Genomic DNA, 25,447 nt, shown 5'->3' on the forward strand with positions numbered 1-25,447 from the left:
ATTGATCTGTGGTCTTCGGTGGCTGTCACGCCTGCCTTAGGATAACCAGCGTGCGGCCTTCCAGGTCGAAGCCGGCATCCTGTTCGACTTCCATGCCCTTCAGGAGCGGATCGGCTGTCGTCAACTCCAGCACCCATTTCCCGTCGTCTAGCGTGGGGATGTGAAAGGGGACGGCACCCTCGAACGGGTTGAACAACACCAGTACATTGGACCATGCCCCTTCTTGCGCGTCCAAATCACGACGCGTCAAGTTCAGGCCAATGGTGCCCCCCTCCTGCCAGTGTTCAGGAAGCTGTTCGCCACCACCGGCATTGAACCAGCGGACTTCCATCCCGTCACGCCAGCTCTCCCGATGGAAGATCGGCTGAGATTGCCGGAGCGCGATGATCGCCTGCGTGAACGCACGCAGGTCCTCGTTGCTCTGCGGCAGACCTTCCCACTGAACCCAGGAGATTTCGCTGTCCTGGCAATAACCGTTGTTATTGCCCATCTGGCTGCGCCCGAATTCGTCGCCGGCCAGCAGCATGGGCGTGCCATGCGACAGGAAGAGCGTCGACAGGAAGTTGCGCTTCTGGCGTTCGCGGACGGCGTTGATCTCAACCTCGTCTGTCGGACCTTCGGCACCGTAGTTGTAGCTGCGGTTGTCGTTGTGGCCGTCGTTGTTGTCTTCGCCGTTCGCGTCGTTGTGCTTCTCGTTGTAGGAGACGAGATCGTTCAACGTAAAGCCGTCATGGGCTGCGACGAAGTTGACACTTGCCCAGGGACGACGTCCACGCAAGTCGTAGATGTCTCCCGAACCCAGCAGGCGAGCGGCAAAGTCGTTGGCGACATTGTCACCCTTCCAGTAGTCGCGGATGGTGTCGCGGTACTTGTCGTTCCACTCGGCCCAGCCGGGCGGGAAACCGCCAACCTGGTAGCCGCCCGGACCGATGTCCCAGGGCTCTCCGATAAGCTTTACCCGCGACAGGATGGGATCCTGCGCAATGGCATCAAAGAAGCCGCCGCGCTCGTCGAAGCCTTCCGGCTCCCGACCGAGGATGGTCCCGAGATCGAAGCGGAAGCCGTCCACCTCCATGTACTGGACCCAATAGCGAAGCGAATCCAGAACCATCTGCAGGACGCGCGGATGCGACGTGTTCACCGTGTTTCCGGTGCCCGTGTCGTTGATGTAGTACCGGTGCTGGTCGGGAAGCGTCCGGTAGTAGGAGAAGTTGTCGATGCCCTTGAATGACAGGGTCGGGCCGAGTTCGTTGCCTTCGGCCGTGTGGTTGTAGACCACGTCCAGAATGACCTCGATGCCGGCATCATGGTAATTTCGAACCATCTCCCGGAAACCCTTGTAGCCGCGCGGCCCGTAGTAGCGGGACGCAGGGGCGAAAAAGCCGAGGGTGTTGTAGCCCCAGAAGTTATGCAGCCCCTTCTCGAGGAGGTGCTGGTCATCCGGGAAGTAGTGGACCGGCATCAGCTCGACGGACGTGATTCCCAGGCTCTTGATGTAATCGACGCTGGCCTTATGTCCCATACCGTCGAACGTTCCCCTGAGATCCAGCGGAAGCGCCGGATTCAGCTGCGTGAACCCCTTCACATGGGTTTCGTAGACAATGGTCTTTGGCCATGGAACATTGGGCCGTGTAACCTCATTCAGTTCGTGGCCGTGAGTGTCGATGACGCGGCCCTTCGGGGTAAATGGCCCGCTGTCGCGTTCGTCGAACGTGAGGTCCTTGTCCTCGTGCAGCAGGTCATAGCCGAAGTGGGCCTCGTTCCATTCGACCTCGCCAACGAGCTCCTTCGCGTAAGGATCGATCAGCAGCTTGTTCGGATTGAACCGGTGGCCGGCTTCTGGATCGAAGGGACCATGGACACGGTAGCCGTAGAGCATGCCTGGCTTCAGACCCGGCACATATCCGTGCCAGACCTCATGGGTGTACTCGGGAAGGTCCAGTCGGCCGATTTCGATCTTGCCGCTGCTGTCGTACAGGCAGAGTTCGACCCGTTCGGCATGTGCCGAAAAGAGGGCGAAGTTCGTACCTTCGCCGTCATAGGTCGCCCCGAGCTGTTCCCAGCTACCCGATGTGATCGTGAAATTATTGTTCTTGGTATCCATGCGTCACCCCTGTGCGGAACCCACTAACAATGGGGCGGCGCAGCATTCGTTCCTTCGCCCGCAGGCGAATTATCGTTTTTCGGTACCGGTCGGGGAATCGTCGACGGGCGACTGGCCGCCGGTTCCGGTCTGCGGCGTCGGGTCCCGATCCGTGGGCGCTGTGCCCGGAGCGCTCGTGGTGCTGGTATTGTCGAACGCGTCGTCCGTGCTGCTGCCTTCGTTGCTGCAGGCAGCCAAAAGGACCACCATCGACACAGTCATTGCGATACGCATCATGTCTTCGTCTCCTACCGATCTTCTGCAGTCGCAACACGACGCCGGGCGTCGAGGGCGACAATCTTTTCCACTGCGGCGATGTCTTCCGAAGACGCCACGGGCACCGGGCCGCCTGCAATCGCTTCCAGGACCTCCGGCGAAAGGGCGCCGTTGCGGATCACATACTCCAGTGCTTCACGGGTCTGCCGCTTCGCATTCAGCTGGGCGTAGAGCGCGAGGATCAGCCGGTCGCGTACGTCACGGTCTTCTTTCCGTTCGCTGGACTTCGCGGGATCACTCACGGACATCACTCCATTCATCAGATCGGTAAACTTAGGCGCCCGGCCATTGTTCCCTTTCCCGACGCGCGCCTATCTATTCAAACCGAGACAAAATGGAGAGAGCCATGACCGCGCTGACGACCGAGGAACTGGAAGGGCGCCTCGCTGCGCATCGAGAACTGATGATCGACATGCTGGCCGCCATGATCGGAGGCGCAGCCACCACGGACCGGTTCCTGTCACGGCTGCGCGACGATGCGACCTACAAGGATCATGAGGAAGACCCCGGCGTGCTGCCGGACGACGGATTTGCAATCGCGAATGCGGCAGCCAGAGAACTCAGAACCGTCCTGGAAGCGGCCCGCGCCCGGGCCGCCGCAGACAAAACTTAATATTTCTTCACGTTTAAGGCGCGCGTGTCATCTTTATGTCCATTCTGTGGAACATGATCCTCCGGAGGCCGTTGATGGGACAGTTCAAAGGGGAGTTAGTCATGGTCAGGGAATGGGTCGAAGCAGCCGGTCTGGTGATGGTGGTCGCCGCCTGCTACATGATGGTCGTGCCGATCTGAAGACGTTGAGGCAGCGGCTCAATTGGGCCGTTGCGCGAAATATGCGGCCGCGGCCGCCACATCATCCTCTTGCAGATTTTTTGCCGCTTCGATCATCAGGTGGCTGTAAGAGGTCCCGCCTCGCACACCTTCGGAAAACAGGCGCAACTGTTGCGCCAGGTAAGGCCCGCTCTGCCCCGACAGTCTAGGGTAGACCGGATTTGCTCCGGGCTTCTCGTGGCATGACAGGCACGCAGGGATTTTGTCCTCCTGTCTCCCCTGTTCGGCCAGCACCCTTCCCCGCTCGACCAGTTCCGGATCGGCTGACGGTGCCGCGCGATCGGCACGCTGCTGGCTGGCATAATAGAGGGCGAGTTCCGGAAACGATTCCTCGCCAAGCGTGCCGACCGCCGCCTGCATGATGCCGCTGGCTCGTTCGTTGTTGGCGTAGGCCTTCAGGCTTTCCAGTAGATAGGCCTCCGACTGCCCCGCCAAGCTGGGAATGTGGCTATCCGACGTCAGCTTCCGTTCGCTGTGGCAACTCTCGCAGGTAAGCGGCAGACTTCCTACCTCGCCTTCCATTGGCGGTTTGTGGAGGCCAGACAACTCATAGTAGCGCGCATCGTCCATTCGCGGCAGTTCACGCAGGAAAGCGACCATTGCCCAGACCTCGTCAGGCCGACGCTGGGTCGGCCAGGACGGCATGCCGGTGAAGCGCACGCCGTGCTGGACGATCTGGAACAATTGCTCGTCCGTCCAGGAAGGCACCACCCTCTGCAGGTCGGGCGGCGAGGGCAGCATCGAGAGCGAGACGTCGGACCGCGGGCGCGCCGGCGATCCGTGACACATGGCACAGCCGATCTCGTAATGTCCGGCTGCCAGCGGCAGCAGGGCGGGATCGTCCAGCGGGGGAGCCTCGACGGAGAGCGCCGCCGTGCGGATTGAATTGCGCATCACCCAGTGCAGGAACCAGTCGGTGACCGCCCAGTGCCCGGAACTGGCGCCGACGCCGATAACACCGGACCAGCCGACCAGCAGAGCAAGCCCCGGGGCCACGACAAGCGCCGCTATCAAGTATTTCCAGCGAATGATCACGGACGGCCTCCGGTGTGAGGGGATGGCTGAAGCGTCGTCGCGAGCAGGATGACCCCGCCAAGGAGGTAGACGATGGCTCCCACCAGCAACATCACCACGCCGCCCGCCTGCTGGTCAACAGCCGCGCTCAGCGGCACGCCGAAACAGGTCACGTCGGCACTGCCGTAGAGCGGTCGTGGCGAGAGCGCAAGCAGCGCACCGAGCAGCGTCATGTGCATGGAAGTAAATAACAGCCCGAAGGTGCCTGCAAGCCGCCTGCCCTCCCGCCCGTCGAGCGCCCCACCCAGACACGACAGCCAGAGCAGCACGCCGGCGACGAGGAAGGTCATTTGCTCCAGAGACGTCACCATCCAGGAGGCTTCCGCCAGCTTGCGCGCCGCCGGGAGGTGCCAGCCCCAGACAGCAACCAGTTCGACCATGGAGGCAAGCACCGGCGTGAACCACGGCCAATGCGTGGTCAGGTCATGCCGAGAACCGGAGAGGCCCAGTGCAATCAGCGGCGCGGCTCCGGCGACCACGCCCATGTGGACGATCATGTGGATGGAGAATGAATCCCGCTCCCCCAATGCCAGTATCCCCGGCCAGAGTATGGCCAGCAGCAGCAATCCTGCCACCAATGAAGCGCGTCTCAAAGGTGGCACCCCGCGATGAAGATCAGCGGAATTGCCGTGTAGAACACAGCGACGAAGCTCAACCCGGAGAGAAGCAGCGTCGCAAACCCTTGGAAACGCCGACGATCCCGGTCGGTAGGCTCCGCATGGGGCGCCTCGCTCGCTCCGAACCCCCACTGCCGCCAGGCCAGATAGGCCGACAACACGATCATCGCCAGCGCCATGAGAGTGAACAGTCCCAGGGCGATCCTGACGGTGCTGAAATCGATGTCCCAGACGAGCGCCTTTTCGCAATGGATGGCGACGGCGACATAGCAGATGACGAAATGCCCCGCCCACACCACGGGCGCCGTAAACAGCGTCCAGAGCGTTTCGATTTCCGCGGGCAGCAAACGTTTCATGGCTTACCTCACCGCCGGGAACAGGCCGACCACACCAAAGGCAACAACCGCGGTGACCGTCAGGAAGTGCCAATAGAGCGTGACATTGGTGATATCCTGATCGTAACGCGCCGTCATGATGCCGGCAAAGCTGCGAGCCAGGCAATAGAGCTGCATGATGCACCCGACGACCGCATGCACGACGGCCCAGATGGCGATAATCCAGACTATCGCTGGATAGACGTGAGCAGTCGGATTCATCTGGTGCACATAGGGGCCAAGGAGACCTGCGATGGAGGCTGCCAAAGTCGCCAGGAAAGCGGCAACAATTGCAGCCCTCGCCGCGCCGATCCTGTCGGCACGGTTAAGCGAGCGGGCGGCAAGCATCAAACCCCAGGACACCAGGAAGAACGCGATGGCGACCAGCGGCCAGAACATCCCGGGCCCTTCGAGTCCGACGGTGAAATCGCTGTGGATGGTCCAGTAGAAGAAATAGCCGAAGATGAGGCTGGCAAAGGCGGTTGCATCGCCGACCATGGTGATGAACATCGCCCACCAGCCTACGGAGGCCGGACCAGACACATAGATCGGCAGCCGCTCGCCCATCCCCACATCCATGTCTGGCGTCTCGGGAATTTCCGCTGTCCCCGTCCACAACCAGTAGAGGATGGCCATGAGGGTGAGGATACCGCAGACGACTGTCACAGCCCACCAGTGGAAGGTCAGCGCGATGAAGACGCCGCCGAGAGCAAAGGCTGCAATGATCGTGACATAGGAAGTGCCGCCAACCCTCAGACACTGAATCGGCTTGGCATCCAGAACGGAGGTCACAAGCGTCTCGCGGCGTCCCGACTTGGCATCCGGCAGGTAGAAGCGTCCGGCCTCGATGTCGTTCTGCAGGTTGGGCTGATCCCAGATCGGATAGCGGCTGGTGATGATCGGGACGGACCGCATCCCCCAGTTTTCCTCCGGATTATTGGTCCATTCGAGCGTTCCGGCGTTCCACGGGTTGAGATCACCGAGAGCGGTCTTCGGACGGAAGATATCGACGACGATGGTCAGCACGCCTGTCGCGAAGATGAAGGCACCTATCGTCGAGATCAGGTTGAACCAGTCCCAGCCGATATCGCCGGGATAGGTGAAGACCCGCCGCGGCATTCCGCGCAGACCGGAAAAATGCATTGGGAAGAAGGCGATGTTGAAGCCCGTGAACATCAGCCAGAAGGCGACCTTGCCCCAGGCGTCGCTCAGACGCCGACCGGTCACGAACGGATAATAGTAATAGATGCCCGCCGCGACCGGAAAGAGCATCCCGCCGATCAAAACGTAATGCAGATGGGCGACGATGAAATAGGTGTCATGTGCCTGCCAGTCGAAGGGCACCAGTGCCACCATTACCCCGGTCAGCCCGCCGATCACGAAGATGACGAGCCCGCCTGCACCAAACAGCATCGGCACCGACAAGATCACACGGCCCGCCAGCATGGTGGCGATGAAGACGAAGATCTGGACTCCAGTCGGGATCACCACCGCTTCCGATGCTGCCGAGAAGAAGGCGAGCGAGATCTGCGGCAGGCCGGTCGCGAACATGTGGTGGACCCAGAGCCCGAAACTGAGGAAGCCTGTTCCAACCGCCGCCAGCACGATCCAGGAATAGCCGACAATCGGCCTTTGCGCGAAGGTTGGGACGATCATCGCCATCAGCGCAATGGCCGGCAGGAAGATGATGTAGACCTCGGGATGTCCGAAGATCCAGAACAGATGCTGCCAGAGGAGCGGATCGCCGCCCCTTGACGCATCGAAGAACGGCCAGTCGAACATCCGCTCCATTTCGAAGAGCAGGTCGCCCGCGATCAGCGGCGGGAAGGCAAAGAGGATCATGCCGGCGACGATCAGGAGGTACCAGGCAAACATCGGCATCATGTTGATGCGCATGCCCGGCGCGCGACATTTCATGATGCCGACAATGATCTCCACCGCAGCGGCAATGGACGCCACCTCGATGAAAGACAGGCCGAGCAGCCAGATGTCGGCGCCGATGCCGGAATATTCTTCCTTGGTGGCCAGCGGCGGATACATGAACCAGCCGGCATTTGGCGCCGAGTTGAAGAAGATCGATCCGCAGACGAAGACGCCACCGATCAGGAAGCTCCAGAAGCCGAAGGCCGAAAGCCGCGGAAACGGCAGTTCCCGCGCACCGAGCATCGACGGCAGCAGGTAGATGGCGATCGCCTCGAAGATCGGCACCGCAAACAGGAACATCATCACCGTGCCGTGCAGGGTGAATGCCTGGTTGAAGAAGTCGGCGCTGAGGAAATCATTATTTGGCACGGACAGCTGCAGCCGCACCAGCAGTGCCAGAACGCCGGCGAAGAGCATGAAGGTGAAGGCCGTGACGCCGTACCACATGCCGATTTCGCTGTTGTTCACGGACGTCCAGTAGCGCCATCCGCCCGGCGTGTTCCACACATTGCGCAGGCGATCCTCCTGCGCAGCGCGTTCTTCCGGAGAGAAATCGCCCAGTGCGTTCGTCATTCCAGCCCCTTCAGATAGGCAGCAATCGTTTCAACATCGCCTTCCGGCAGCATCCCGAAGGACGGCATGTGCACCCCCGGCTTGATCTCTTCCGGAGAGCGGATGAAGCGTGCAATATTTTCCCGCGTGTTTGGAAGCGTGCCTGCAGCAATGGCACCGCGCGCGCCAAGTGACGTGAGACTGGGGCCGATTTCGCCGTTGGCGGCGGTCCCGGCGATCGTATGGCAGGCGCCGCAGCCATGGCGAAGGAAGAGGTCGAGCCCTGCCGCCTCGGATGAACCGTCGGCCGCCAGCCGCTGCTGCAGCCAGACGTCGAACGCCTCAGCCTCCAGGGCTTCCACCGTAAATGCCATCAATGCGTGTGAAGCACCGCAGAATTCGGCGCAGACACCACGATAGACGCCGGCTTTCGATGCCTCCAGTGCAATACGATTGATGCGTCCGGGGATGACGTCCATCTTGCCGCCGAGCGACGGGATCCAGAAAGAGTGAATGACGTCCGGGGCGTTCAGCGAGAACAGAACTCGTTCGCCCACCGGCATGATGATCTCGTTTGCCGTTTCGAACAGAACGCCGCCGGATGCGTCGAGATATTTCACCCGCCACCAGAACTGTTCACCTGTGACATCGATCTGCCGGATACTGCCATCCTCTCCGGGGGCCGTCCACGGCCGCATGTTGGGCATCAGCCAGACCGCATAGGTGAGGAGAGCTCCGAGGATGAACACTGGTCCCACCGCGCCGCAGAGGAGGATGACCCGGCCTGCAGTCCGCTCCGAATGTGGCTCTCTTCTGATGCGCGTCGCGTAGAACAGGGTGCCAACCACGCCGGCCCAGATCGCTGCACCGCCGGCAAGCATGACGTAAAAAAGCGTCGCGACATCGGCGGCTTCCGGGCCTGCCGGATCAAGTGCGGACTGAATTCCGGAGCAGGAGGAGAGAGCCGCGCTCCACAGGAACACGAGGGCAACCCTGCGCAGCCTCGCATGGACACGCGGAGAGTAAGAACAGATCTTTACGGTGCGGGCCAGCCGGAACGGCGGCAGTGATGTGCCCCTCAATACACCCCTCTTGCCTGTAACTGCTTCCCCTCCGCGGCCAGGCCGCGATCGGTGCAAACACCGCGACCGCGTTTTTGTTCCACCACACTTGCAAAAAACTTCATGAGGGGACCGTAGGCAGGTGGAACGAATGACGCTTAAACGGGTTCTTTCAAGACGGGCGGCGGCCCTTTCAAGCGAAAGGAAGAGACGATGCAGAGCATTTTCCGACGGCTTTTCGCCAAGCTCGGCCTGTCTCGCGGCGATCTTGTGAAACCGGATCATCCGCACGACGTGCAGGTGCTGGTTCCTGAGGCGGTGGAACTTCCCCTCCCCCGAAAACCTCAGGACGAGATCAGCGTGCCTGCATCGATCAATGGGCGGGATCTGACGAGCGGACGCCTCTAACGTTCGCGAGCAAACATACAAACAGATATCAGGAGTTCAATAATGGCTGACATCAAGTCTGCATCCATTCTCATTCTGGCCACGGACGGCTACGAGCGCTCGGAACTGCGCGTGCCTCTCGACGAACTGCGCAAGCAGGGCGCTCAGGTAAAGATCGCCTCGCTCAAGAACGGTCAGATCAAGAGCTGGGACGAGACCGACTGGGGCGACAGCGTTGACGTCGATCTTCTCGCCTCTGACGTCAAAGTCGAGGATTTCGACGCCATCGTCCTTCCCGGCGGCCAGATCAATCCTGACGTTCTGCGAACTAACGAGGATGCCATGCGTGTCGTGCGCGATTTCGTGAAGAGCGGCAAGCCAGTGGCGGCAATCTGCCATGCCCCCTGGCTCCTGATTGAAGCAGATGCCTTGCGCGGCCGCAACGCAACATCCTACCCTTCAATCAAGACGGACGTGCGCAATGCCGGTGCCAATTGGGTCGACGAGGAAGTTGTAGTCGACAACGGCATCATCACGTCGCGCTCGCCGAAGGATCTCCCGGCATTTGTCGCCAAGATCGTCGAGGAAGTGAAGGAAGGCCGGCACGACCGCCGCGCCGCCTGATCAGCCTTGCTCGGTTGTGGCCGCTCCGCTTGACGGTGGTGCGGCCGCAACTGCATCCGCCGAAGACTTAAGAAAGGTCAGCAACCGTCTCTCGTCGGCCCGCAGGCCCCTGAATGGCGCACCCTCCGCCTGCCCCGTAAAAATCTTTTCCAATCCCGAAGTGTCATCCGCCAGCGCGAGGATTGCCGGATGGATGTAGCTCGATCGGCAGACGGCCGGCGTGTTGTGAAGCCTCTCCGAAGCAGCATTACAGATCAGCTTGATTTTTGGCTTCTGTCCGTCCTTAACAGCTTGCAAGACCGCAGAAAATCCAGCGAGACTCCCGCCCCATGTACGAAACGTCTTGGCCGAAACCGGAAATCCGGCAATTTCTGCCAGATATGCGTTCAAGCGCCCGGAATCGACGGGATGGGGCGTGCCATGCTCGTCGGGCCATGAGAACAGCTGGCGTCCCGGCAGGTCCGCGATCTCCTCGAAGATCCGCTGAAGACGCGGATGCTTCAGCGTGTGGCTGACCTTCTTGCCGCCTTTGGCCGTAAAGCGCAGAACGACCGCTTCCCCCGAAAGCTTCATGTGCCGCTTCAGAAGCGTCGTCGCGCCATAAGTCTTGTTTTCCTTCGCATAGGCCCGGTTGCCCACCCGAAGATGCGCCGCATCCATGAGAGCAACGATGGCGGCCAGCACGGCCTCCTGATTGTTGAGGCCGAGTCTCAGGTCCCGCTCGATCCGTCGGCGAATTCGCGGCAGCACCTCGCCGAACCGGATGAGCTGATCGAACTTCAGCTCGCTGCGATGGCTCTGCCAATCCGTGTGATAGCGATACTGCTTGCGTCCGCGGGCATCGAAGCCGGTTGCCTGAAGATGCCCCCGCGGATCGATGCAGATCCAGACATCCGTATAGGCCGGCGGGAGTCCCAGAGCTGCAATCCGGCGTTTCTCCTCCGGATCACTCAGCAGTTCGCCACTGGGAAGCCTGTAGCAGAAGCCGCGGCCCGCCCGGAGCCGCTTGATGCCCGGCTCGGTGTTGCAGACATAGGTAAGCCCGATGGCCTTGAGGGATTCATGGTCGAGATCAGGGAAAGCTGTGACATCCATGGGCCTTAGAACGACGATCACTTCGCTTCGTTCCGAGGCGCGGCGTCATCAGCCCATCAACTCTTGCACAGCCTCTCCCGGCCCCCTTTCGAAAGCCTCTCGCGGCGCGGTCAGCGTCCAGAGAAAGCCCGAGGTCCGATACTGAATATCGACTTGCCCACCGAAGGCAGCCGAGGCATGGCGCTTGATGATCGTGGTGCCAAAACCGGTGCGGGAAGGCTCAACTGCCGGAGGTCCACCGACTTCTTCCCAGACCAGCTTCAGCAGTGACTCGGGATCTTTAGGGTCTTCCTGATGCCAGCGAACCTGCACCTTCCCTTGTGGCACGGACAGAGCACCGTATTTGAGCGAGTTGGTGGCCAGCTCATGGAGCACGAGACCAAGGTTTTGGACGGCCTCCGCCCTGAGCGGGAAGTCGTCTCCCTCGATCTCGACCCGGTCTGCAGCTTCGGCGAACGGCTCCATCTGGATCGTGATCAGGCGCTTCAGCGGAACGCCTACCCATTGCTCGCTCGCCAGGGCTTCGATCGACTTGCCCAGCCCCTGAAGCCGCGCTGAAATCGCCTGTTGGAAGTCCTCCATTGTCCCTTCCTGACGGGCCAGTTGCCGCATCATCGCCTGCACGAGCGTCAGGATGTTCTTCGTGCGGTGCACCAGCTCCTGAAGGATCAAATGCATCCGATCTTCCGCCTGGCTCCGATCGAACGAGGCATTGGAGAGTGCAATCGAGATCTGGCTGGCCTCGCGGATATGCGTTTCGACGGGCGGCACGATATGTCCCTTGCCGATACTTTCGGCCATCGCGGCGATCTGGCGAATAGGGATTCGCAGCTGTCGCGCGATCAGGTAACCGCAGAGCATTCCGATCCCGAGAAAGATCAGGCTGCCGATGATGAGCTGGCGCGAGGTTCGGATGATGGCTGCTTGCGCCGTGTCTACAGGCCCCCAGACCACTGCCTTCCAGTTGGAACCCAAGACCTGCGCATAGCCGTAGATTTGCCGGGGCCCCTTGCCAACGTCTTCGATGGTCCCATTGATGCCGGTCATCAGCCGCAACGTGTCCTCGTGAAAGGCACTGATCGGTGAAGCTTGGCTTGCCCCGATCGAGGTGATGATCTTGCCCGCTCCGTCGATGATCGCCACTGACCACTGCGATGGAAGTGCGTCCGGCGAGATCAGCTTCTGCAGTTCCGATGCGTTCTGGGTCACGACCAGCGCAGAGGCCCCGGAGTTGCGCGTCATCTCCTCAGGCAGGGGCATCGTCACGTTGAAGACAAACTGCCCGCTGGTTGCGCCGAAGAAGACGTCCGAGATCTGTGTGACGCGTGTCTCCAGCGCCGCCTCCAGGGCAGATGTATCAGACATGCGACGAAGCTGGGTCCCGAAGGTCACCCGCGTGTTGAGCAACTGGTTTCCCTCTGCATCGACTGCAAGGACGTAGAGCGCTTTCGACAGGAGGCTTCTCTGCGTGCGTTCATGGAAGGCCTGCAGGTTGCCTTGCTCCAGTTCCCTCGACGTTGCCAGGATGCGCAGGGTTGTCGTCATGTCCTGGAGTGCCCGGTCGACGGACCGCGCCACCATCTGTGCATCGTCTGCCGTATTGACAGCGAGAAGGTCATTTTCCCTCTGCTCCAGCTCCATCATCAGGAAGATGACGAACGCCACCAAGGGAATTGCGACAACGGCCGAAAGCGCCACAAGGTACACGCCGATCGAAGCCGTCGGAAACAAGCGAGACAGCCGCATTGCCTCAACCACAGCCGGTCGCGTCAGCGGCGCTGGACGCGACCGCAGTGACACAAAGATTCATCTATCCGCCCTTTGCTAATATAGCACGAGCTTGGTTTTAGACGCTTTTCCCACAAGGGCCAAGAGCATGATTGCGAACGATGAAAATTGTGGAACACGCGGCGGACAATCAGTCGAGTTGAGACAAGCATGGTCTCAAATCGACACAGAGTGGCTGAATTTGATCGTTTTTCAGCAAGCTTTCAGCGAATGTTGAGACCGCTACTTCTCGTCAGTCTGATGCTCGCCGACGTCGAAATTGGAATCCCATTCGTCGTTCGGAGTCTTCTGGCCTGGGGGTGCCTTGTGCGCTGTCGCATCTTCCGACCCCGTCACGACGGTGGGCTTGGCGCTTGCGACGCCTGAACTCTTGCCACCTGCCTTAACGTTGGCGAACTGCCCGTCGGCATCATGCTTGATGGTGTTGGCTTTGCTTGTCTCGTCCTGCGTCGTCATCAGTCGCTCCCGCTGAACAAGCGCGCAACAACAACCGGATTGGTATAGCGTGCACGCATCGTTAGCCCCCTCAACGCATGTCCCGGCACATTCGTTGCGCCGGACCGAAGCTTTCGGATCTTCAGGTGATCAGAGCAGGCGCTCGCCCGAAGCAGGATCGAAGACGACGGCCTTGTCCAGGTTGAAGACGAAGGTGAACCGCTCCTTGGGAGCGATCGACACATCCGCACGGACACGCGCCGTAAACGCCGTGCCCTGTAGCCTGGCGGTGACGAAGGTGTCCGAACCGGTCGGCTCCACGAGAACGACATCTGCATCGATCCGCGCGATCGCGTCGGCGGTAGGATCGACAAGGCCGGAATCCGTGATTCCCTCGGGGCGAAGTCCGAGGATCACCTCCCTGCCCTCGACAAGATCGGTGTTGACCGACGAGGGAATGGCAACAACGGCCGAGCCGTCGAAGATGGAGATCTGCCGGACGCCGCTGGTGGACACGATCTTGCCCTTTAGCATGTTCATCGCCGGCGAACCCATGAAGTCCGCGACGAACAGATTGGCAGGACGGTTGTAGATCTCGGCGGGCGTTCCGACCTGCTGGATCGCGCCCTCTTTCAGCACCACGATCTTGGTGGCAAGCGTCATCGCCTCGATCTGGTCGTGCGTCACATAGATGATCGTGGCATCCGTGTTGTGATGCAGCGATTTGATCTCGGCCCGCATTTCGACGCGAAGCTTTGCGTCGAGGTTGGAGAGCGGTTCGTCAAAGAGAAAGACCCGCGGCTGGCGCACCAGCGCGCGCCCCATCGCGACGCGCTGCCGCTGGCCGCCGGAAAGCTGGCTCGGACGGCGGTCGAGGAGATGCTCGATCTGCAGCACCTTGGCGACGTTGCGGATGGCCTCTGCTCGCTCCGCCTTCTCGACGCCGCGCATTTCCAGTGCAAAGCCGATGTTCTCCGCCACCGTCATATTCGGATAGAGCGCGTAGCTCTGGAACACCATGGCGATATCGCGCTTGGAGGGATGCAGGTCGTTGATCACCTGGCCGTCGACGATGATCTCGCCCGAGGTGAGCGGCATCAGACCGGCGACGGCATTGAGGAGGGTCGACTTGCCGCAGCCGGATGGTCCGACGAGCACGAGGAAGCCACCCTTCTCCAGCTCGATGTTGATGTTCTTCAGAACCTCGTTGTTGCCGATCTTCTTGCTGAGGTTCTTGATCTCGAGAAAGCTCATTGAAGTTATCCCTTGACTGCGCCGGCCATCAGGCCGCGCACGAAATAGCGTCCGGCGACGATGTAGACGAACAGTGTCGGCAATGCTGCAAACACCGCTGCAGCCATGTCGACGTTGTATTCCTTGACGCCGGTGGAGGACGAAACGAGGTTATTGAGAGCCACCGTCATCGGCGATTCCGCGCCCGACGAGAAGGAGACGCCGAACAGGAAGTCGTTCCAGATGTTGGTGAACTGATAGATGACGGTGACGACGATGATCGGCCCCGAGCTGGGCAGCAGGATCCGCCAAAAGATCTTGAAGAAGCCGGCACCATCCATCATCGCCGCCTTGATGAGCTCGTCCGGAAACGCCTCGTAGTAGTTGCGGAAGAACAGCGTCGTGAAGCCCAGCCCGTAGACCACATGCACGAAGACGAGGCCGGAGGTGGTGTTGGCCAGGCCGAAGATGCCGAGCACTCGGGCCATCGGGATGAGGACGGCCTGAAATGGAATGAAGCAGGCAAACAGCATGAGCCCGAAGACGAGCTTGTGGCCCGGGAAGCGCCATTTCGTCAGCACGTAACCGTTCAGCGCACCGAGAACCGTCGAGATCAGCACGGCCAGAACCACCATCTTGATGGAATTCCAGAAGTAGCCCTTGATGCCCTCGCAGGTGACGCCGATGCAGGCTTCACCCCATGCCTTGAACCACGAGTCCAGCGATGGATCGCGCGGCAGCGCCAGCATGTCGCCGCCCCGGATTTCCGCCAGCGACTTGAACGATGTCGTCAGCATCACGTAGAGCGGCAGAAGATAGATCACGGCCAGGACGAGCAGCAGCGTGTAGATGACGAAGCGTGTGGTTCGCGCCGAACCGGCGCTGACGGTATCGCTGGGCGCACTCATGACCGCTTCTCCCGAAGCTCGGAATAGAGATAGGGAACGATGATGGCGGTAATGCCCATCAGCATCATCACGGCACTCGCCGACCCGACGGCCATCTGGCTGCGGGTGAAGGTGTAGGAATACATGAATGTCGACGGCAGTTCGGTCGCATTGCCAGGCCCGCCGCCGGTCAGCGCGATGACGAGGTCGTAAGACTTGATCGCCATGTGCGCGAGAACGATGATGGCCGACAGGAAGACCGGACGCAGCATCGGAATGATGATGCGGCGGTAGATCGCAAACGTCGGGGCGCCATCGATCTGCGCCGCCTTGATGATCTCGCCGTCGATGCCGCGCAGGCCTGCCAGGAACATCGCCATGATGAAGCCCGAGGCCTGCCAGACGCCGGCGATGACAATGGTGTAGATCGCCATGTCGGTGTTGACCAGCCAGTCGAACTTGAAGCTCTCCCAGCCGAGGTTGTGCATGGTCTTCTCGAGCCCGAGACCCGGGTTGAGAAACCACTTCCAGGCCGTGCCGGTGACGACGAAGGACAGCGCCATCGGGTAGAGGAAGATCGGCCGCAGCACGCCCTCCGCCCGGATCCGCTGATCCATCAGGATGGCGATGGTAAGACCGATGACAATGCAGAGGCTGATGTAGAGAACCCCGAAGATCGCCAGGTTCTTGATCGCCATGTACCAACTGGGCTGGGACCACAGATTGTAATAGGCATCGAAGCCGACGATCTCGTAGATCGGCAGGATCCGAGACCGCGTAAACGAGAGATAGACCGTCCACAGGATGAACCCGTAGACGAAGACGAGGGTGATGGCGAAGGACGGCGCAAGCACGATCTTCGGCAGCAGGGTTCCCAGCCGATCCCTGTAGGACCGTCGCGATCGCTGCTCTGTCACATAGGGAACGGGTTCGATCGTCGTCATGCGCCACCTCCGGCCAGAAGCCCGGATCCAAGTTCAAGATGTCTGGAGTGAGAAAATGGCCGGGGAGATCCCGGCCATTCAGTGTATCGAGAAGATCTCGGTTTACTGCGCGGAGGCAATTGCCTGCGGCAGGCGCTCAAGAGCCTGGTCGGTGTTGATCTGACCGTTCAGGTGCTGGGTCACGACGTCGAAGATCGCTTCCTTGACAGCCGAAGGCTGGGCATGGCCGTGGGCCATCGAGCCGGCGAGATTGCCGCTGGCAGCAGCTTCCGCCAGATCCTTCATGCCCTTCTTGCCGCAGTCGTCGAACTCGGTGTCCGGAACGTCGGTACGCGCCGGGACGGAGCCCTTCACGGTGTTGAAGGCAATCTGGAACGCCGGATCTTCAACGGCCGAAGCCATCTTCAGCTGGGCGTCGCGCTGGTCGTCACCAACGTCGAACATGACGAACTGGTCGGAGTTGAACAGGACAGAACCCTGGGTGCCGGGGAAGCGCATGCAGACGAAGTCGGTGCCCGGCTTCTTTTCGGCGCGCAGCCATTCACCCTTGGACCAGTCGCCCATCTGCTGGGCGCCGGCTTTGCCCTCGATCACGAGCGCCGTCGAAAGGTTCCAGTCGCGACCGGAGAAGTTCGGGTCGAAATAGCCGCGAAGCTTGGTCATGTCGTCGAAGACCTGACGCATCGTGTCGCTGGAGAGCGCTTCCGCATCCGCTTCGATCACGGCCTTCTTGTAGAAGTCCATGCCGCCGACCGAGAGGACGACCGACTCCCAGAGGGTGCCGTCCTGCCAGGGCTGACCGCCATGGGCGAGCGGCGTGATGCCCTGCTCCTTGAACTTGTCGAGCAGCGCAAACAGCTCGTCCATGTTCTTCGGCTCTGCGCCGCCGGCCTTGTCGAGCGCAGCCTTGTTGAGCCACAGCCAGTTCGTCGAATGGACGTTGACCGGTGCAGCGATCCAGTCGCCGTCGAACTTCGAGAATTCCTGAAGTGCAGCCGGAATGACCTTGTCCCAGCCCTGTTCGGCAGCGAGGTCGTTCAGATTGCCGAGGACGCCCATTTCGGCCCAGTCCTTGATGTCGAAACCGAGCATCTGGACGGCCGTCGGCGGGTCGCCGGAGGTGACGCGGGCACGAAGTGCCGTCATGGCCTGCACGCCGGAGCCACCGGCAACCGGCATGTCCTGCCACGAAATGCCTTCCTTCTGAAGGTTATCCTTCAGGACGTTGAGCGCTGCGGCTTCGCCGCCAGCAGTCCACCAGTGCAGGACTTCAACGCTCTCCTGCGCCTTTGCAGCGCCTGCTGTAAGAGCGATGACCGCAGCACCGGCGGCCAGCTTCGTAAATGTTCTGATATTCATGAGAATCTCCCTCTAGATCCGGGCTCCTCTCCGGATGAGTAATTTATAACGATATAAAAGCGGGGGCTGTCAACCCCGCGCTATCGCCGTAAGAGCGGTCGAGCAGCCACTTAGTGCGCTGTTTTCTCAAGGCAAGTTACCGCTCCTTTGCAATCGCCAAGTGATTGCTCTGAAAATTTATAACGATATAGTTGACGATCGAGACCTTGGCTGCGGGGCTCGGGAGGAGAAGCGCGCATGACGGATCGGCAAGGAAGAGACCGCGGGGAAAGCACCGCCGACAGAAGAGGTACGTACCTCGGAAATGATTCAAAGCCGACGCTGAGAACGGTGGCGGAACTGACCGGCCTGGCCGTGACCACCGTCTCGCGGGCGCTTGCGGATGCTCCACAGATCGCACTTGAAACCCGCCTCCGGGTCCGTCGTGTGGCCGAGGAGATCGGCTACTTCCCTGATCGGGCCGCGCAGCGGCTGCGCACCGGCCGAACCAATGTCATCAGCCTCGTACTCGATCCGCACGAGGAAATCCTCGGCTACGCGACGTCGATGATCAATGGCATCACGGAAGCGCTGCGCGGCACGACGTATCATCTCGTCATCACGCCGCATTTCTCCGACACGCCGCATCTCGAACCCGTGCGGCACATCATGCGCAACCGCATGGCCGACGGTATCATCTTCACCCGGACGGAGCCCTCCGACGAGCGCGTGAGACTGTTGCTGGAACGGGACTTTCCCTTCATCTGCCACGGCCGGACGGAGCTTGCGACGCAGCATCCCTATGTCGATTTCGACAATTACGCTTTCGCCTATCAGGCGGCACGCAAGCTGATTGCAGCCGGAGCAAGGAAGCTCTGCATCATACTGCCCCCCGAGCGCTTCACCTTCGCGCACCACATGCGCCATGGCTTCATGACGGCGGTGCGGGAGGAAGGCATCGCCTTCGACATCCCCAACGAAGTGACCCTCGACAGCAAATCGGACGACATCCGCCGGGTGATAGACAACCGCCTTTCGCAACCGGACCGGCCGGACGGGTTCATATGTGGTGGCGAAGTGTCGGCGCTCGCCGTCATGGCCGCGTCGCATGACCGGGGTCTGGCGTTCGGCAGCGATGTCAGGCTGGTGGCAAAGCAGACGTCCGGGATCTTCGACCAGATCAGACCGCGCACCGAGACGATCTATGAGGATCTTTCAGAGGCAGGCGCGCTGATGGCCCGGCTGCTCTTGAGGCGGATCTCCGAACGGCCGCCGGTTTCGCAACTGCAGGCGCTCCAGACAATCTGAAGCGCCTGCAAGCTTGTCTCAGTCTTCTTCCTGGAAGACGGCTTCGCGCTTCTTGCGGACGCTCGGCAGGAGCACGACCAGCAGGACCGCCGCCGCGATCAGAAGCAGCGTCGCGCTGATCGGGCGGGTCACAAAGGTGCTCGGGTCGCCACGGGCGAGGATCATTGCCCGCCTCAGGTTCTCCTCGAGCAGCGGCCCCAGCACGAAGCCGAGGAGCAGCGGCGCCGGTTCGCACCGGAGCTTCACCAGGACGTAGCCGATGAACCCGAAGAAGGCGACGGCGTAGAGGTCGTAGACGTTGGAATTGACGCTGTAGACCCCGATCGCGCAGAAGGCCATGATGATCGGGAACAGCACGTAATAGGGGATCGTCAGGAGCTTCACCCAGAGGCCGATCAGCGGCAGGTTCAGGACCACGAGCATCAGGTTGCCGATCCACATCGAGGCAATGATGCCCCAGAACAGAGCCGGCTGCTCCGTCGCCACGTTTGGACCCGGAACGATGCCCTGGATGATCATCGCGCCGATCATCAGCGCCATCACGGGGTTTGCCGGAATGCCGAGGGTCAGGAGCGGGATGAACGAGGTCTGCGCGCCGGCATTGTTGGCCGACTCAGGACCTGCCACGCCGGCGATCGCACCGTGGCCGAACTGTTCCGGGTTCTTCGACATCCGCTTTTCGACGGTGTAGGACGCGAAGGAGGCAAGGATCGCGCCGCCACCGGGCAGGATGCCGAGCGCGGATCCGATGACCGTTCCGCGAAGCACCGGGGCGATCATCTGCCTGAAGTCGTCCTTCGTCGGCAACAGGCCGCTCACCTTCGCCATCAGCAGCGACCGCGTCTTCTCGCTCTCCAGGTTGCGAAGGATCTCCGCGATGCCGAAGACGCCGACGGCCACGGCGACGAAATTCAGACCGTCGGAATACTCGCGGATGCCCAGCGTGAAGCGTGGCGTGCCGGTATAGATGTCCGTGCCGACAAGCCCCAGCAGCAGCCCCAGCGACACCATCGCCAGCGCCTTGATGATCGAACCATGCGCCAGCGCGATCGACGAGACCAGGCCGACGACCATCAGCGAAAAGTACTCAGCCGCGCCGAACTGCAGGGCGATGGCGGTCAGTGGCGGTGCGAAGATCGCCACCAGGAAGGTCGCGACCGTGCCGGCGAAGAAGGACCCCAGTGCTGCAATCGACAGCGCTGCCCCCGCCCTCCCCTGCCGGGCCATCTGGTAGCCGTCGATGGCCGTGACCGCGGACGAGGATTCACCGGGCATGTTGATGAGAATGGCCGTCGTCGAGCCGCCATACTGGGCACCGTAATAGATGCCGGACAGCATGATCAGCGAAGACACCGGCTCCAGCTGGAAGGTGATCGGCAGCAGCATGGCGATCGTGGCGGTGGCGCCGATGCCGGGCAGAACGCCGATCAGCGTACCCAGAAGCACGCCGACGAGGCAGAAGAACAGGTTCTCGATCGACGAAGCCGTCGCGAAACCCAAAGCGAGATTGCTGAAAAAATCCATCTGCCCCTCCTAGAAGCCGAGCCAGGGTCCGAAACGGCGGAACGGCAGGCCGAGCCCGTAGCTGAACACGAGGACTGAAAAAATCGTCAGGCAGAACGAAAGAACCATTGCGGTGAGCGGCTTCATCTTCGATGACGCGAATGACGCGATGAGCGCCGCCAGGAAAATTGCCGGCACGAATCCCAGTCCGCGAACGGTCAGCCCAAAGAAGATCGGAGCCGGCAGAATGAGAAGCATGCCGCGCCAGGCGATGTGGCCGATCGCTTCCCCTTCGCTGCGCAGCGACTGCACGAGAATGATGCCGCCGAACAGGATGAGCGCGCAGGCAAGGATCAGGGGGAAATAGCCGGGGCCCATTCGGAATGCCGTGCCGAGGTCCAGCGTCAGGGACTGAAGTGCAAAGAACAGGCCAAGGCCGATGAACAGCAGGCCGCAAAGAAGATTTGTGGTGTCGAATTTCGAGGATCTCATGGTCGCTCCGGAACTTGGAGGGGCGCAGCGGGCGCGCCAAGGAAAAATCCTCCCCCTGCAGGTCAGGGAGAGGATCTTCAACAGCGCAGCGGCGCTTAGTCGGCGTATTCGCCGGCAGCCTCGATGACAGGCTTCCAGCGGGCGATCTCGCCTTCGAGCTTCGCCTTGAGGGCCTCCGGAGTGGCGTCAGTCTCTGGCGACGGCTCCGTGCCGAGTTCGGCAAAGCGGGCAGCCACATTCGGATCGACGAGCGCCAGCTTCAGCGAGTCCGACAGGCGGGTGACGGCTTCTGCCGGCGTGCCCTTCGGAGCATAGATGCCGTGCCAGATGCCGACCTGGAAGTCGGACAGGCCACCTTCGGCAGCCGTCGGAACATCCTTGAGAACGTCCAGGCGCTCAGGCGATGTTACGGCGTAGGCCTTGATCGTGCCGCCCTGGATCTGCTTGGTGGTGTTCGTCGTCTGGTCGCACATGATATCGACCTGGCCGCCGAGAAGATCGGTCATGGCCGGGCCGGTTCCCTTGTAGGGGACCGTGACGAGCGGTGTCTCGAGAGCGCTCATGAACAGCATGCCGCACAGATGCGAGGCAGCGCCGATGCCGGCGTTGGCAACGGTAACGGTATCCTTGTTGGCCTTGGCGTACTCGATAAGGCCCTGCAGGTCGGTCGGCTCGAGATCCTTGCGCGCGACGATGGTCATCGGAACTTCAGTGACGAGGCCTACATATTCGAAGGCGTTCAGCGTGTCGTAGGGCAGCTTGCGGTAGAGCGTGGCGCTGGTCGCCATGCCGATATGGTGCAGAAGCAGGGTATAGCCATCAGCTTCCGCATTGGCCACGCGGGCGGCGCCGAGCGTACCGCCGGCACCGCCGACGTTCTCGATGATGACCTGCTGGCCGAGGTCCTTGGACATGGCTTCGGCGACCAGGCGGGCAACCGTGTCGGTCGGGCCGCCGGCTGCGAACGGCACGACCATAGTGATCGTGCGGTCCGGGTAGGTCTGCGCACCGGCAGCGACGGACATGAGAGAGGCAGCCGCAAGCGCGGTGGCGCCAATGATGGCGTTCAGGGTTTTCATGGAACTCCTCCAGGATGAAAATCTCTTCGAGCCGGCGCAAGCTCCTCCAGCGCCAGCCTGCCGGAAGATTGATGCCCGAATTTCGAGAGTCGCAATCGCCCACCCGCTGCTGAAGACCCTATTATCGTCTGCCGCTCTGCAACATGGGTGGAAAAGGAAACAACCGGGCCGTTCAATGGGTGGAAATCCACCCATCGCGGCTGGAAACCGTAGGAAAGCTAGAGATCGCGGTCGTCGTCGGAGACCTGATCGGGCCCGTGGTTGCGCCGATCCAACCCATACTTCTGCATCTTCTCGTAGAGCGTCTTGCGGGAGATGCCGAGCGCTTCATAGACCGGTCGCAGCGCGCCGCCATGCGCCGCTATTGCGCTGGCGAGGATGTTCTTTTCGAATGCGGCGACCTTTTCGGACAGGCGGCCGCTGACGTCGCGACCGGCACCCGCGTCGACGGTCGCGGCTTCAAGCCCGAGTACCAGCCGGTCCGCGGCATTGCGCATCTCCCGGACATTGCCTGGCCAGTCCCTCTGCGCAACGGAGGAGATCACGTCCGGCGGCACCTCCATATCGTCGCGACCAAAGCGTGCGGCAGCCTCCCGCACCAGGTGGAGGAAGAGGAGCGGAACGTCGGCGCGGCGCTGGTCGAGCGACGGAACATGAATGGTCGCGACATTCAGCCGGTAGAGCAGGTCGGCGCGGAAGCGCCCTGCTGCCACCTCCGCCTCGAGATCCACCTTGCTGGTGGCGATGAAGCGGACATCGAGCGGCACCAGTTCGTTGGAGCCGAGCCGGGTGATCACCCTCTCCTGCAGCACCCGCAGGAATTTGGCCTGCAGGTCGAAGGGCAGCGAGCCGATCTCGTCGAGGAGGATCGTGCCGCCGCGACCGTGCTCGAACTTGCCGAACCGCGCCCGGATTGCCCCAGGGAAGGCGCCCGCCTCGTGGCCGAACAGCTCGCTCTCGATCAGGTTTTCGGGAAGCGCTGCGCAGTTGATCGCGATGAACGGACGGCTGGCGCGGGGACTGATGTCGTGGAGCGCGCGTGCCACCACCTCCTTGCCCGCACCCGTGTCGCCGATGATCAGCGTATCCGCGTCCGTCGCCCCGATGGCACGGATCCGGTAGCGCAGGTCGACCATGATCTGCGTCCTGCCCGGCAGCCGCGCCTCCAGATCGTCGCGCTTGCCGGCAACCGCGCGCAGCCGGCGGTTCTCGAGAACCAGGCCACGGCGGTCGAGCGCCCGGCGGATGACGCCGGCCAGATGCTGTGGCGTGAACGGCTTCTCCAGGAAATCATAGGCGCCTTCGCGCATTGCCTTGACGGCCAGCTGCACGTCGCCGTGCCCGGTCACCAGGATCACCGGGATTTCAGGATCAAGCTCGCGGATGCGATGCATGAGCGTCATGCCGTCGACGCCCGGCATGCGGATGTCGGTCACGACGACGCCGTCGAAGCTGAAGCCGGTCAGCTCCAGCACCGGGTCGGCGGTGGAAAATGTCTGCACCGACAGTCCGAACAGCTCGAGCGCCTGCGCCGTCGACCGGCGCAATTCCTCTTCGTCATCGACCAGCAGAACCCTCTGGTCCATCAATCCGCCGCCTCGAGCGCATTTTCGCTGGCGGCTTCCAGTTCGATCCGGAACACAGCGCCGCCCTCGGCAGCATCGGTGACCGTCAGGCTGCCGCCAAAATCCTTGACGATGTTGTAGGAAATGGAAAGTCCCAGGCCGAGCCCCTTCCCGACGCCCTTCGTGGTGAAGAATGGATCGAAGATCCTCTCGCGTATCGCGGCGGCAACGCCCGGGCCGTGGTCGCGAACCAGGACGACGACCTTGCCGGAATCGACCGTGGCCGTGAGGCTGATCTGCCGGTTCTCCAGCCCCTCCACCGCATCAGCGGCATTGGTGATGATGTTGACCAGCACCTGTTGCAGCCGCACCGCCCCTGCCCTGACCTGCGGAAGCTCCGGTCCGAGCATCACCGTCAGTTCCGCATCGGCCGCCTTCAGCCGGGCATCGACGATTTCCAGCGTGTCCCGCACCACCTCGTCCAGGGAGACGGCACCGAGCTTCTCCTTCGGCTTGCGGGCGAAATTGCGCAAATGGCGGCTGATCGACGCCATCCTGTCGATCAAGGCGGAGATCCGCCGCACATTGTCGCTCGCCTCGTCGATGCGTCCGCGCGTGATCAGGACCGCGGCACTTTCCGCGTAAGTCTTGGCCGCTGCCAGCGGCTGGTTGAACTCATGCGAAAGCGCCGCCGACATCTGCCCCAGGCCCGCAAGCTTGCCCGCCTGGATCAGATCCGCCTGCGTCTGTCGCAGGCGTTTCTCGGTCATCCGGCGTTCGGCGATCTCCTTCTCGATCCGGCTGTTGACCCGGGCGAGATCGGCGGTGCGCTCTTCCACCCGTCGTTCCAGCTCTTCCTTGGCCTCCGCCTGCATCTGCATTCGCTCGTTGAGACTGGCACGGCGCTGCAGGATGATCGCCAGGAAAAGGCCCGCCAGGCACAGGAACAACAGGATGGCGACGATCGTGGTCTTCGCTTGCGCGCGCACGGTGCCGGTATCGATCAGCACGTTGACGGTCCAGCCGGCATCGGCCATCTGCGCCGAGGCGACCAGATATTCCCGGTCCGTCGTCCCGTCCGAGATCGTCATGCTGTCGTGCCCGGCATAGGTGCCGCGTTTGACCGGCAGCTCGCGCAACCACGCGTCCGCATAGCGGCGGGATGTCTCGGTGCGGGCCAGGCGCTCCGGCGTCAGCGGCTCGATGGCGGAATAAAGCCATTCCGGGGAGCCGGTCATGAAGATGATGCCTTCCGGATCGGAGACGAAGATGCGGCTGTCGCCACCGCTCCAGGAACGCTCGATGGCGTCGATATCGACCTTGAAGACGATCACCCCGAGGATCTGGCCATCGACGCGAATGGGCGCGCCGAAATAATAGCCCCGCTTCAGCGACGTCGTCCCGAGCGCATAGAACCGCGATTGCCGGCCCTGGGCGGCCTCCTGGAAATAGGGACGATAGCTGAAGTTCTCGCCAACGAAGCTCAGGGGTCCATCGTAGTTGCTGGCAGCAACCGTATCACCGTCCATGGTCATGACGTAGATGTCGGACGATGTCAGCAGTCCGTTGATGTCCTTCAGATAGGCGTTGGCGACCGCCCTCAACTGCTCGTCGTCCGGCCGCTGCACGAGTTCCTCGATGTTCTCCTGGTCGGCGATCAGGGCCGGCAGCGCCTCGTAGCGCTTGAGATGTCCTTCCAGCGCCGAGACGGCAAGCCGCAAGGTGGTGCGCGCCTGCGCGGCGGTTTCCTCGAGATAGCTGCGGGATGCAATGCTTCCGCCGCCGAAGACGACGGACAGCACGACGGCAACACAGACGATCGACGCGATCAGGACACGATGGGGCAAGTCAATCCGGCTCCTCCCAGCAAGATGCCCTGATCATAGGGGCAGCCTGCGCCATTTGCTACAGATTGTTG

The 25,447-nt window shown here is 61.7% G+C and carries 24 protein-coding genes; 4 read left to right on the forward strand and 20 right to left on the reverse strand.

All coding sequences use genetic code 11. From position 1 onward, the window contains the following. Positions 1-25: 25 nt before the first annotated feature. From glgX to M1E10_RS22385, 3 genes are all read right to left on the reverse strand, one after another. Complete coding sequence (gene glgX, locus M1E10_RS22375; protein ID WP_499174974.1) at positions 26-2,104, reverse strand: glycogen debranching protein; 2,079 nt, start codon at positions 2,102-2,104, stop codon at positions 26-28. Between the two features lie 69 nt (positions 2,105-2,173). After that, entirely contained in the window at positions 2,174-2,380 is a 207-nt protein-coding gene (locus tag M1E10_RS22380) for a hypothetical protein (protein WP_499174976.1), read from the reverse strand. An 11-nt stretch (positions 2,381-2,391) separates the two neighbouring features. Further along, positions 2,392-2,661, reverse strand: coding sequence for a hypothetical protein (locus tag M1E10_RS22385; RefSeq protein ID WP_499174977.1), 270 nt, complete (start codon positions 2,659-2,661; stop codon positions 2,392-2,394). 104 nt (positions 2,662-2,765) lie between these two features. Here M1E10_RS22385 and M1E10_RS22390 point away from each other — a divergent pair, with 104 nt between their 5' ends. Then, positions 2,766-3,032, forward strand: coding sequence for a hypothetical protein (locus tag M1E10_RS22390; RefSeq protein ID WP_499174978.1), 267 nt, complete (start codon positions 2,766-2,768; stop codon positions 3,030-3,032). Positions 3,033-3,229: 197 nt separating this feature from the next. On the opposite strand, the gene M1E10_RS22395 is transcribed toward M1E10_RS22390, so the two are convergent. The 5 genes from M1E10_RS22395 to coxB are packed head-to-tail and all read right to left on the reverse strand — an operon-like array spanning position 3,230 to position 8,773. Next, complete coding sequence (locus M1E10_RS22395) at positions 3,230-4,285, reverse strand: c-type cytochrome (protein WP_499174979.1); 1,056 nt, start codon at positions 4,283-4,285, stop codon at positions 3,230-3,232. Further along, positions 4,282-4,899, reverse strand: a complete 618-nt coding sequence (locus M1E10_RS22400) for a cytochrome c oxidase assembly protein (protein WP_499174981.1) — start codon at positions 4,897-4,899, stop codon at positions 4,282-4,284. The genes M1E10_RS22395 and M1E10_RS22400 overlap by 4 nt, the downstream gene beginning before the upstream one ends. A 14-nt stretch (positions 4,900-4,913) precedes the next feature. Then, the gene (locus M1E10_RS22405; protein WP_499174982.1) at positions 4,914-5,297 is read right to left on the reverse strand and encodes a hypothetical protein; all 384 of its coding nucleotides are present in this window, start codon (positions 5,295-5,297) and stop codon (positions 4,914-4,916) included. A gap of 3 nt (positions 5,298-5,300) precedes the next feature. After that, complete coding sequence (ctaD, locus tag M1E10_RS22410; protein WP_499174983.1) at positions 5,301-7,811, reverse strand: cytochrome c oxidase subunit I; 2,511 nt, start codon at positions 7,809-7,811, stop codon at positions 5,301-5,303. After that, positions 7,808-8,773, reverse strand: coding sequence for a cytochrome c oxidase subunit II (coxB, locus tag M1E10_RS22415; RefSeq protein WP_499174985.1), 966 nt, complete (start codon positions 8,771-8,773; stop codon positions 7,808-7,810). The genes ctaD and coxB overlap by 4 nt, the downstream gene beginning before the upstream one ends. Before the next feature lie 291 nt (positions 8,774-9,064). Here coxB and M1E10_RS22420 point away from each other — a divergent pair, with 291 nt between their 5' ends. Together M1E10_RS22420 and M1E10_RS22425 are read left to right on the forward strand one after the other, a co-directional pair. Further along, positions 9,065-9,259, forward strand: coding sequence for a hypothetical protein (locus tag M1E10_RS22420; protein WP_499174987.1), 195 nt, complete (start codon positions 9,065-9,067; stop codon positions 9,257-9,259). A 42-nt stretch (positions 9,260-9,301) separates the two neighbouring features. Next, entirely contained in the window at positions 9,302-9,862 is a 561-nt protein-coding gene (locus M1E10_RS22425; protein WP_499174989.1) for a type 1 glutamine amidotransferase domain-containing protein, read from the forward strand. On the opposite strand, the gene M1E10_RS22430 is transcribed toward M1E10_RS22425, so the two are convergent. From M1E10_RS22430 to M1E10_RS22460, 7 genes are all read right to left on the reverse strand, one after another. Further along, positions 9,863-10,957: a DNA topoisomerase IB gene (locus M1E10_RS22430; RefSeq protein WP_499177273.1), complete on the reverse strand. Its 1,095-nt coding sequence runs from the start codon at positions 10,955-10,957 to the stop codon at positions 9,863-9,865. Positions 10,958-11,005: 48 nt separating this feature from the next. Beyond that, the gene (locus tag M1E10_RS22435; protein WP_499174991.1) at positions 11,006-12,703 is read right to left on the reverse strand and encodes an HWE histidine kinase domain-containing protein; all 1,698 of its coding nucleotides are present in this window, start codon (positions 12,701-12,703) and stop codon (positions 11,006-11,008) included. A gap of 264 nt (positions 12,704-12,967) precedes the next feature. Beyond that, complete coding sequence (locus tag M1E10_RS22440) at positions 12,968-13,201, reverse strand: hypothetical protein (RefSeq protein WP_499174992.1); 234 nt, start codon at positions 13,199-13,201, stop codon at positions 12,968-12,970. 129 nt (positions 13,202-13,330) lie between these two features. Continuing rightward, positions 13,331-14,434, reverse strand: coding sequence for an ABC transporter ATP-binding protein (locus M1E10_RS22445; RefSeq protein ID WP_499174994.1), 1,104 nt, complete (start codon positions 14,432-14,434; stop codon positions 13,331-13,333). A gap of 5 nt (positions 14,435-14,439) precedes the next feature. Beyond that, positions 14,440-15,321, reverse strand: coding sequence for a carbohydrate ABC transporter permease (locus M1E10_RS22450; RefSeq protein ID WP_499174996.1), 882 nt, complete (start codon positions 15,319-15,321; stop codon positions 14,440-14,442). Next, positions 15,318-16,244 (reverse strand): carbohydrate ABC transporter permease, encoded by a 927-nt coding sequence (locus M1E10_RS22455; RefSeq protein WP_499174998.1) that lies wholly within the window; start codon positions 16,242-16,244, stop codon positions 15,318-15,320. Before M1E10_RS22455 ends, M1E10_RS22450 begins: the two co-directional genes overlap by 4 nt. A 102-nt stretch (positions 16,245-16,346) precedes the next feature. Further along, complete coding sequence (locus M1E10_RS22460) at positions 16,347-17,603, reverse strand: ABC transporter substrate-binding protein (RefSeq protein WP_499175000.1); 1,257 nt, start codon at positions 17,601-17,603, stop codon at positions 16,347-16,349. Positions 17,604-17,840: 237 nt separating this feature from the next. Between M1E10_RS22460 and M1E10_RS22465 the strand changes: the two genes are divergently transcribed. After that, positions 17,841-18,890, forward strand: coding sequence for a LacI family transcriptional regulator (locus tag M1E10_RS22465; RefSeq protein WP_499175002.1), 1,050 nt, complete (start codon positions 17,841-17,843; stop codon positions 18,888-18,890). A gap of 18 nt (positions 18,891-18,908) precedes the next feature. Here M1E10_RS22465 and M1E10_RS22470 read toward each other — a convergent pair whose 3' ends face one another. The 5 genes from M1E10_RS22470 to M1E10_RS22490 form a co-directional block, all read right to left on the reverse strand. After that, positions 18,909-20,414: a tripartite tricarboxylate transporter permease gene (locus M1E10_RS22470; protein ID WP_499175004.1), complete on the reverse strand. Its 1,506-nt coding sequence runs from the start codon at positions 20,412-20,414 to the stop codon at positions 18,909-18,911. 9 nt (positions 20,415-20,423) lie between these two features. Further along, positions 20,424-20,885: a tripartite tricarboxylate transporter TctB family protein gene (locus M1E10_RS22475; protein WP_499175006.1), complete on the reverse strand. Its 462-nt coding sequence runs from the start codon at positions 20,883-20,885 to the stop codon at positions 20,424-20,426. Positions 20,886-20,980: 95 nt separating this feature from the next. After that, on the reverse strand, positions 20,981-21,964 hold the full coding sequence (locus M1E10_RS22480; protein WP_499175007.1) for a type 2 periplasmic-binding domain-containing protein: 984 nt from the start codon (positions 21,962-21,964) through the stop codon (positions 20,981-20,983). Positions 21,965-22,182: 218 nt separating this feature from the next. Next, positions 22,183-23,550 carry a sigma-54-dependent transcriptional regulator gene (locus tag M1E10_RS22485; protein WP_499175009.1) on the reverse strand — a complete coding sequence of 456 codons (1,368 nt, stop codon included), beginning with the start codon at positions 23,548-23,550 and terminating at the stop codon, positions 22,183-22,185. Then, positions 23,550-25,376: a sensor histidine kinase gene (locus M1E10_RS22490; RefSeq protein ID WP_499175011.1), complete on the reverse strand. Its 1,827-nt coding sequence runs from the start codon at positions 25,374-25,376 to the stop codon at positions 23,550-23,552. The genes M1E10_RS22485 and M1E10_RS22490 overlap by 1 nt, the downstream gene beginning before the upstream one ends. Positions 25,377-25,447 lie beyond the last annotated feature (71 nt).

This window comes from Rhizobium sp. PK7-22 (assembly GCF_056530405.1).

What these genes read in the sequence shown, in the direction of transcription:
- M1E10_RS22470 (WP_499175004.1), bottom strand. Translation starts at nt 20,414, where the DNA reads ATGGATTTTTTCAGCAATCTCGCTTTGGGTTTCGCGACGGCTTCGTCG.
- M1E10_RS22420 (WP_499174987.1), top strand. Translation starts at nt 9,065, where the DNA reads ATGCAGAGCATTTTCCGACGGCTTTTCGCCAAGCTCGGCCTGTCTCGC.
- M1E10_RS22475 (WP_499175006.1), bottom strand. Translation starts at nt 20,885, where the DNA reads ATGAGATCCTCGAAATTCGACACCACAAATCTTCTTTGCGGCCTGCTG.
- M1E10_RS22405 (WP_499174982.1), bottom strand. Translation starts at nt 5,297, where the DNA reads ATGAAACGTTTGCTGCCCGCGGAAATCGAAACGCTCTGGACGCTGTTT.
- M1E10_RS22460 (WP_499175000.1), bottom strand. Translation starts at nt 17,603, where the DNA reads ATGAATATCAGAACATTTACGAAGCTGGCCGCCGGTGCTGCGGTCATC.
- M1E10_RS22425 (WP_499174989.1), top strand. Translation starts at nt 9,302, where the DNA reads ATGGCTGACATCAAGTCTGCATCCATTCTCATTCTGGCCACGGACGGC.
- glgX (WP_499174974.1), bottom strand. Translation starts at nt 2,104, where the DNA reads ATGGATACCAAGAACAATAATTTCACGATCACATCGGGTAGCTGGGAA.
- M1E10_RS22440 (WP_499174992.1), bottom strand. Translation starts at nt 13,201, where the DNA reads ATGACGACGCAGGACGAGACAAGCAAAGCCAACACCATCAAGCATGAT.
- M1E10_RS22465 (WP_499175002.1), top strand. Translation starts at nt 17,841, where the DNA reads ATGACGGATCGGCAAGGAAGAGACCGCGGGGAAAGCACCGCCGACAGA.
- M1E10_RS22390 (WP_499174978.1), top strand. Translation starts at nt 2,766, where the DNA reads ATGACCGCGCTGACGACCGAGGAACTGGAAGGGCGCCTCGCTGCGCAT.
- M1E10_RS22480 (WP_499175007.1), bottom strand. Translation starts at nt 21,964, where the DNA reads ATGAAAACCCTGAACGCCATCATTGGCGCCACCGCGCTTGCGGCTGCC.
- M1E10_RS22455 (WP_499174998.1), bottom strand. Translation starts at nt 16,244, where the DNA reads ATGACGACGATCGAACCCGTTCCCTATGTGACAGAGCAGCGATCGCGA.
- M1E10_RS22450 (WP_499174996.1), bottom strand. Translation starts at nt 15,321, where the DNA reads ATGAGTGCGCCCAGCGATACCGTCAGCGCCGGTTCGGCGCGAACCACA.
- M1E10_RS22485 (WP_499175009.1), bottom strand. Translation starts at nt 23,550, where the DNA reads ATGGACCAGAGGGTTCTGCTGGTCGATGACGAAGAGGAATTGCGCCGG.
- M1E10_RS22430 (WP_499177273.1), bottom strand. Translation starts at nt 10,957, where the DNA reads ATGGATGTCACAGCTTTCCCTGATCTCGACCATGAATCCCTCAAGGCC.
- M1E10_RS22435 (WP_499174991.1), bottom strand. Translation starts at nt 12,703, where the DNA reads ATGCGGCTGTCTCGCTTGTTTCCGACGGCTTCGATCGGCGTGTACCTT.
- M1E10_RS22445 (WP_499174994.1), bottom strand. Translation starts at nt 14,434, where the DNA reads ATGAGCTTTCTCGAGATCAAGAACCTCAGCAAGAAGATCGGCAACAAC.
- M1E10_RS22380 (WP_499174976.1), bottom strand. Translation starts at nt 2,380, where the DNA reads ATGATGCGTATCGCAATGACTGTGTCGATGGTGGTCCTTTTGGCTGCC.
- ctaD (WP_499174983.1), bottom strand. Translation starts at nt 7,811, where the DNA reads ATGACGAACGCACTGGGCGATTTCTCTCCGGAAGAACGCGCTGCGCAG.